This is a genomic window from Buttiauxella agrestis ATCC 33320 (genome assembly GCF_000735355.1).
GTDB lineage: Bacteria > Pseudomonadota > Gammaproteobacteria > Enterobacterales > Enterobacteriaceae > Buttiauxella > Buttiauxella agrestis.
The window spans coordinates 121039-127502 of record NZ_JMPI01000011.1 but is presented as its reverse complement, the minus strand read 5'-3'; the positions used below and the strand labels follow the sequence as shown (position 1 = coordinate 127502).

Genomic DNA, 6464 nt, shown 5'->3' with positions numbered 1-6464 from the left:
ATGCTGCGCCAAAGCGCGAAGCCAGACGGGTCATAAGCAGACTCCTCATAACGGGAAAAACAATAAAAGAAAACCCCGTCGCACAGGCGACAGAGCTCAGGGAGTAACAGGCTGGAATTAAACTCTCAGAAGAAGAAATCCCAGACGGCACGGGCCACGGACACCACTGTGATGCGCACGGCCTGAATGACGGCCCGCACCGGGGCTGGTATCAGGGGAAAGGCACTGATGCTATCGAGTACGGCACCTACGGTTTCACCAAAATCGTTACGCGCTTTCTCCTGAACTGTGGTCGTACGAAAGGAAGATTGCAGTTGTGCCACCATCGGGCTGCTGGCCTCGCGTGGCAGACACTTAATCATCCGCTCTGCCATCACCCGTAATCCCCATTGCAGGCGGACCGACACGGCACACACCGGATGCACGGGCTGGAACAGCTCATGCAGCAGGCAGATTTTGCGGCTGATGTTCTGCTTCTGCTCTGTGGACAATCGCTCTCCACCGCAGGTGGGCTCGGCCTTGTCCGACTGGCTGATAACAAACAGCACTTTATGTCGGTATGCTTCACCAATCACCTGACGGTAAAAATGCTCATCAGTCGCCAGTGCCCGGTCATCAGCTTTAATCAGCCACAGCACCAGGTCGAGCCGGGGAAGCTGTTTACGGTACAGCGCAGCATACTCGGTATCGCGAACGCCACTTTCGCCCACGCCGGGCAGGTCCACGATGGTCATAAAGCGCTCACCGACTTGCAGACGAAATCGCAAAGGTTCACGGGTGCAGGCCGCCACATCGCTGACCGGAGATACCTCCCCGGCAAACAAAGCATTGCACAGGCTACTCTTTCCCGCCCCGGTTTTACCCATAATGCCGATCACTGGCTCGTAGTGGGTTAATTGATTTATCTGCTGCAATATACGTTCAGACACCCATTGCGGCACGCCGGAAAGTGAATGGTTTAATGGCTGCAAACCTAGCTGATTATTCATGACAACTCCTGCGATAAATAAAACTAAAAACGGCAGGACCGTGAAGTTCTGCCGTTTTGCTGGTATGTTCATGAAAATGATATATATCTGAATATAGTTTGAACGATAATTTTCTATTGAATTACCCTAAATACTTCCAGTACTCGTAAGGGAAGTTTATGGTGACCTTAGGAGGGTATAGTTGATTAGGCAACGCTTTATCGATGTGCAAAGCTGCAACAAAAATAAACCCATCCCGAAAGGCCGCAACAGGAACCCATGAAAGATACGCTGTATACAGATACTTCTTATTTCTCTGCATGTATTCATTAATTCCAATATTGCAAAAATCAATAGCGCGAACATAGCAGATTGATTGGATATCAAACAAATACTTGTCAACCATGAAAAATGGAATTGTTATCTGGATTAAATCGAACTCGAACTTTTCAACAGGATGCTTTTTTATACATAAGTAAACATATTTAGATATACCGTCATCTTCTGGCATATGAACTTCAATATTTTCTTCTATCTTTGCCTTAAATTCTTTTTTGTAAGAATCCCATTCATCAAACATTGGAAGAGAAAAGGACATTATTGGTTCAGATCGAATACGAAAAACAAGTTTCTCAGACAGCAAATGAAGATACTTCAGCGTGGAATCATCTTTATGCTGCTGCGTTTCGAAGTGACGGACCTCATGATAAAACATGCTAAAAAGCCTGCTTTCAACCTCCTGAGTAATTCTATTTTGATATGTCACAAAATCAAGAATAGGTGCAGTGGATCGTAATAACTCACATATTACTTTCGAACGTGACGTGCCATTGGATTCGGCATACCTGTCGATTGAATCAATCGTTAAATTATCATCGGTGTTAAATGTTATTCTCTTTATCATAATTGTTATGCATTTTGTTGATTATGCATAACAACCTATCACGGAGGCCAGTAAAGCGCCAGATCGCACTGCAATACTTCAGATTTCGCGCACACATTTCTTCCCGTGTAAGACCACCCTGCGAACCTGCGAGAGAATCCCTGAAACCATCTGTTCTTACTGAATTAAGGTTAATTAGTATTATCACCCGGAGTTAACCATCCCCCTCCTGTAATCAATACTCATCCCTGTATAAAAAATACATCACACATCTATCTATTGAACCCCATTTAGTTTGAGGATAGATCATGAAAGAACCCTACAATGCCAACCCTAATTACCCTATGCATCGTTTTCTTCTCGAAGATATAAACCACCACCTGGATGAAATGTTTGAGCGTTATTCCCGCTTACTGGCTTTTCGTATGGATTTTGGCTGGAAACAAGGAAGTGAACGCTCGCAGCGTAATCTCATGGATGAGATGGAGGGCGAGATACAGCACCTGATGGACGTGGTAATTGGCCGAAAGATGGTTATTGGGTACTACTGGGTAATTGAATACAGGCAGCGTAAGGGATTGCATGTGCATGCCATGATTTATCTTGATGGGCAGAAGCATCGGAAATGTTATCCAACTTCGCGTGCGATAGGGGAAGAATGGCGCAGATTGACTGACGATGAAGGTCTCTTTCATCTGTGTGTACGGAAAAAACATTTCGTTGCTAATTCCGGAACGATAGTGGATCACCGCAATAGGCAAGCAGTAGATGAACTACGTTACGTAATCAGTTACTTGGCCAAGTCTGAACAGAAGTCCCGGGGTGTTATTGCAGGTATGAATGCTATACCACCACGCAGCCGTAGAGGCAGGCCCAGGAAGGAATAGCAACAGGTAAACATTGAGCCGAAGTTTTTTTACAACAGAAGCCATTGATGTGGAGGGGCTGGCAGTAACCATTAGTTAACTAACGGCTCCGGTTATTCATCCTTAACCGGAACACATCATCATGTATACAAAACCTGCACTACTTGAAGATCAATTCATTGATATGAAATTCATTACCCAGCTTACTGGCCTGAGCGATAAATGGTTCTATAAGCTGATACAGGATGGGGCATTCCCTAAACCGATTAAGCCAGGCAGAGCTTCCCGTTGGTTAAAAAGCGATCTGGAAGAATGGTTATATTATCGTATCTACGAATCCCGGACATAAATTAAATCCAGCAATCTTATGCTCAGCATAGTCAACATCAATTGCTATTCATCGTAGATAAGATTACAGAGGAACACGACGAGTAGCCATCCGACAGCGAAAATTAGAAATCTGCCATTACCTTAGCCGGGATGAGTTTGGCTGGTTATAAGCATGGCCGTATCAGTTGAACTGATACGGGTTACATTTAGCGATTACGCTGTTTAATGGGGCTAAAGAACATATCCCATAGATGCTCTGCCATACCTTCGTTAGTAAGCAACGAGTCCCTTGAATTGCTGTAACCAAATGCCATCAGGGCGCGGAAGCCAAGTGTTTGCCCATTATCCGCAACACTAAGACTTTCATTGCAACTATTGCGAGTCACACCGCTTTGGCTGTAGCAGATATCCCCAAATCCCATATTACGACTGCCACACCAGATTCCGCACTGACCAACCTTGCTTCCGTTGATGTACACCGCACAGGTGAAAGAATCTGCATCAGGCCGTTGAAAATCAAAGTCTAACCCAGCATGGCGCTTCCTGAGCTCATCCAACGAGTTCTCAAAATAACGAGCGACATACTCAAAACCTTCGCGCCGGGCTCGATCCTTATCAAGGTCGGTAAAGATTTTTGGCAAAAAAAGATTATTGGAGCGTGGATTAAAAACCGTCTCTGTTACTGGATTCCCCAGAACAGGAGAAGGGATATGCGCACTCTGTTGTGGTCTTTTCGCTTCCATACTGGCAATAGCACGTGAGACGGCATCGACGACCTGAACATAACCTTCATCGTGGCTAGCAAATTTGGTGATAGGCTTACCGTCGATTGTCGCCGCCATAATGCTGCCGAACGGTAACTGGTGCCAAGCGCATTCTCTTAAGATCACCGGAATGACCACTGCCTCACCCCGCTTGTGACGTTCCATCGCGTTGGCCATTTCAACCTGATAGCAGTAATCGGAGGCGATGAAATCGCTACTGATGAGCAAAAGAATAATATCGGCTTCGGAAAAATAATGATCAATCTGATGTTCAAATTCCAACCCAGGATCGATGCGGCGGTCATGCCATGTAGTGATCTTCCCCATCCGCTTGAGGGGCGAAAGATGTTTCTCGAGCTCATTGCGTAGTGCTTCATCTACATGAGAATAAGAAAAAACAAGGCTAATCATGGCGGTGCAGACTCCTGAGGCGCAGCAATTGACTAACTCTATTCTGCCTCAGATATAGGTAAAGGTCACTTTTCTCACTATTATTTAGGGTATTACTTTCCGAATTTTTTTGCTTTTCACGCACTTTAATAGTCAGGTTAGCAATACGCTTCCACTGGCATTGCATCCAGTAATTTTCTTGTTTTTACACCTCAATTGAGGTATAAAAAACAGAAAATACATAAGAGGCAATGCCAATGTACTCTCACAATCTCGCAAAAACTGTCGTGCTGGCTGACCCTAGTGACGTTGAGTCCTATCTACAGCCTATGAATCTCAGCCAAAGTGATCTTGGTCGAATCCTCGAAAGAGGGTTATCAGGCCGTTACTCAACAACCCAAAACCACCCTGCAATTTCACGTGGGCAGTATTTTTATGGTGAGGGAGTTAGCGGCGCTCGTGAGATTCTTGCGCCAAAAGGGTACAAACGGCTATCTATTCGAAATGTTGAATTAACCGTTAGCGATAATGTTGCAATTTACCTATGCCGTGGCTGCGATCAAACTGGGCTTCTTCATGGATACCCCGAATCTCGCCTGAAGAAAGGTGACTTTACTTGCGATCTGATGGGGTTGATTCACAACAATACCCCAGGACAAGGAGACCTCAAGTTCGACGATACCCAACTTAAGTTGGACCTTGATCTACCCGAAGGTGATGTTGTACCTCTCCTGCCGAATAAAATCGGAATGGACTTATGGTTTTTACTCTACGATTTTTATGAAATCGATGACTTTCACCGTGTAGGTATCCGTGCAGAGCTTTCTCGACCGATCTCGTACAACGATAAAAATGTAGTCAATAGCTTTTCTACGCGTTTGATACTTGATATTAACGGACCTGAGCCGATTATCCAGAGTAATGATGCACCACTATTTACGCCGGATATCGACCTCGACATTTTAAAAGTAGGCTAAGTATGTACCATGTTTAATTCAGAGCGTTTACGTATAGCAAGAGAACGAAGAGGTCTGACACAAAGAGCTTTAGCCGAAGCAGCTGAATTGACCAGCAGAACGATTTCTAACTATGAGAAGGCTGGTATCTTTGATGCTGTAGCCAGTGACAGTATGGATAAAATCTCTGCTGTTCTTGGTTACCCTGTTGAATTTTTCCTCGACAGAGACGTCCCTTCTCTTGCTCCTGAATCGGTTAGTTTTCGTGCAATGACTAAGCTAAGTGCACAGAAGAGAGATTCCGCGCTTGGAGCAGGCAAACTTGCCCAAGAGTTATCAATCTGGATTGAAGAACAATTCAAACTACCGAAACCCAATATTCCTGATTGTAGCTTCGATGGTTATTCGGAACCTGATCGTGCCGCCCGAGCAGTGAGAGAACACTGGGGAGTCGGTGAACTATCGATTTCTAACTTAATTCACCTTCTGGAGGCTAATGGTGTACGTGTATTCTCGCTCGCTGAAAATTGCGTTGAAGTTGATGCTTTTTCGTTTTGGATTGACGAAAAACCATTTGTTCTTCTGAACACAATGAAAACACCGGAGCGTAGCCGCTTCGATGCAGCTCATGAATTAGGTCATTTAGTTCTTCACAAACATTCAAGCAATAATGGCAGACAAGCTGAACTAGATGCCGACCGCTTTGCATCAGCTTTTCTGATGCCTGAACGTAGTGTTTTGGCTACGGTCCCAAGAATGCCATCGCTGGATCTACTTATCTCATTGAAAAAAAATTGGAAAGTGTCACTTGCAGCTTTGGTCCGTCGCACATTCGATGTGGGTTTATCTACCGAATGGCATTATCGACAGTTATCAATTGAATTAGCTCGACGGGGGTATCGAACCAGCGAACCACAAGGTATGGACGATCGTGAGAGATCACTTGTATTAGAAAAGGTGTTTTCAGCACTACGTTCAAATGGGATCAAACGTAGTACGATCCTCGAACAACTACGGTTCCCTGCGGATGAAGTAAGTGCCCTTACGTTTAGCAATAGCTTCTTTATGGGCTCCATCACTGGGGAAGGCTTGACTGAGCAAAAATCAGGTAAACGTCCTCCACATTTAAGTTTGGTTAAATAGATCTAAAAACATGGTAACTATTTACCATGTTTTTAACAGCTGCCGACCTTGTAAAGCATTAGATATCATGTTCATTTCTATCCAAAAAATCATTATATCAATGTACAACTCCTTGCAAATAATAGAATTGGGCGGCAGTGTTATTAATATTTACTGTACGTGCT

At 44.5% G+C, this 6464-nt stretch carries 7 protein-coding genes; 4 read left to right on the top strand and 3 right to left on the bottom strand.

What is annotated here, in order from left to right; genetic code table 11:
- Positions 1-125 precede the first annotated feature (125 nt).
- Together GBAG_RS02250 and GBAG_RS02245 are read right to left on the bottom strand one after the other, a co-directional pair.
- Entirely contained in the window at positions 126-989 is an 864-nt protein-coding gene (locus tag GBAG_RS02250; RefSeq protein ID WP_034493092.1) for a GTPase family protein, read from the bottom strand.
- A gap of 121 nt (positions 990-1110) precedes the next feature.
- Positions 1111-1683 carry a hypothetical protein gene (locus GBAG_RS02245; RefSeq protein WP_034493091.1) on the bottom strand — a complete coding sequence of 191 codons (573 nt, stop codon included), beginning with the start codon at positions 1681-1683 and terminating at the stop codon, positions 1111-1113.
- A gap of 476 nt (positions 1684-2159) precedes the next feature.
- Between GBAG_RS02245 and GBAG_RS02240 the strand changes: the two genes are divergently transcribed.
- Both GBAG_RS02240 and GBAG_RS02235 read left to right on the top strand, forming a co-directional pair.
- Entirely contained in the window at positions 2160-2738 is a 579-nt protein-coding gene (locus GBAG_RS02240; RefSeq protein WP_034493089.1) for a rolling circle replication-associated protein, read from the top strand.
- Between the two features lie 121 nt (positions 2739-2859).
- Positions 2860-3066: a helix-turn-helix transcriptional regulator gene (locus GBAG_RS02235; protein WP_034493087.1), complete on the top strand. Its 207-nt coding sequence runs from the start codon at positions 2860-2862 to the stop codon at positions 3064-3066.
- Positions 3067-3253: 187 nt separating this feature from the next.
- Here GBAG_RS02235 and GBAG_RS02230 read toward each other — a convergent pair whose 3' ends face one another.
- A complete protein-coding gene (locus GBAG_RS02230) occupies positions 3254-4222 on the bottom strand; it encodes a toll/interleukin-1 receptor domain-containing protein (protein ID WP_034493084.1) in 969 nt (322 codons plus the stop codon).
- A gap of 236 nt (positions 4223-4458) precedes the next feature.
- Between GBAG_RS02230 and GBAG_RS02225 the strand changes: the two genes are divergently transcribed.
- Both GBAG_RS02225 and GBAG_RS02220 read left to right on the top strand, forming a co-directional pair.
- Complete coding sequence (locus GBAG_RS02225) at positions 4459-5178, top strand: hypothetical protein (RefSeq protein ID WP_034493082.1); 720 nt, start codon at positions 4459-4461, stop codon at positions 5176-5178.
- 9 nt (positions 5179-5187) lie between these two features.
- A complete protein-coding gene (locus tag GBAG_RS02220; RefSeq protein WP_034493080.1) occupies positions 5188-6300 on the top strand; it encodes a helix-turn-helix domain-containing protein in 1113 nt (370 codons plus the stop codon).
- The last annotated feature ends 164 nt before the right edge of the window (positions 6301-6464 follow it).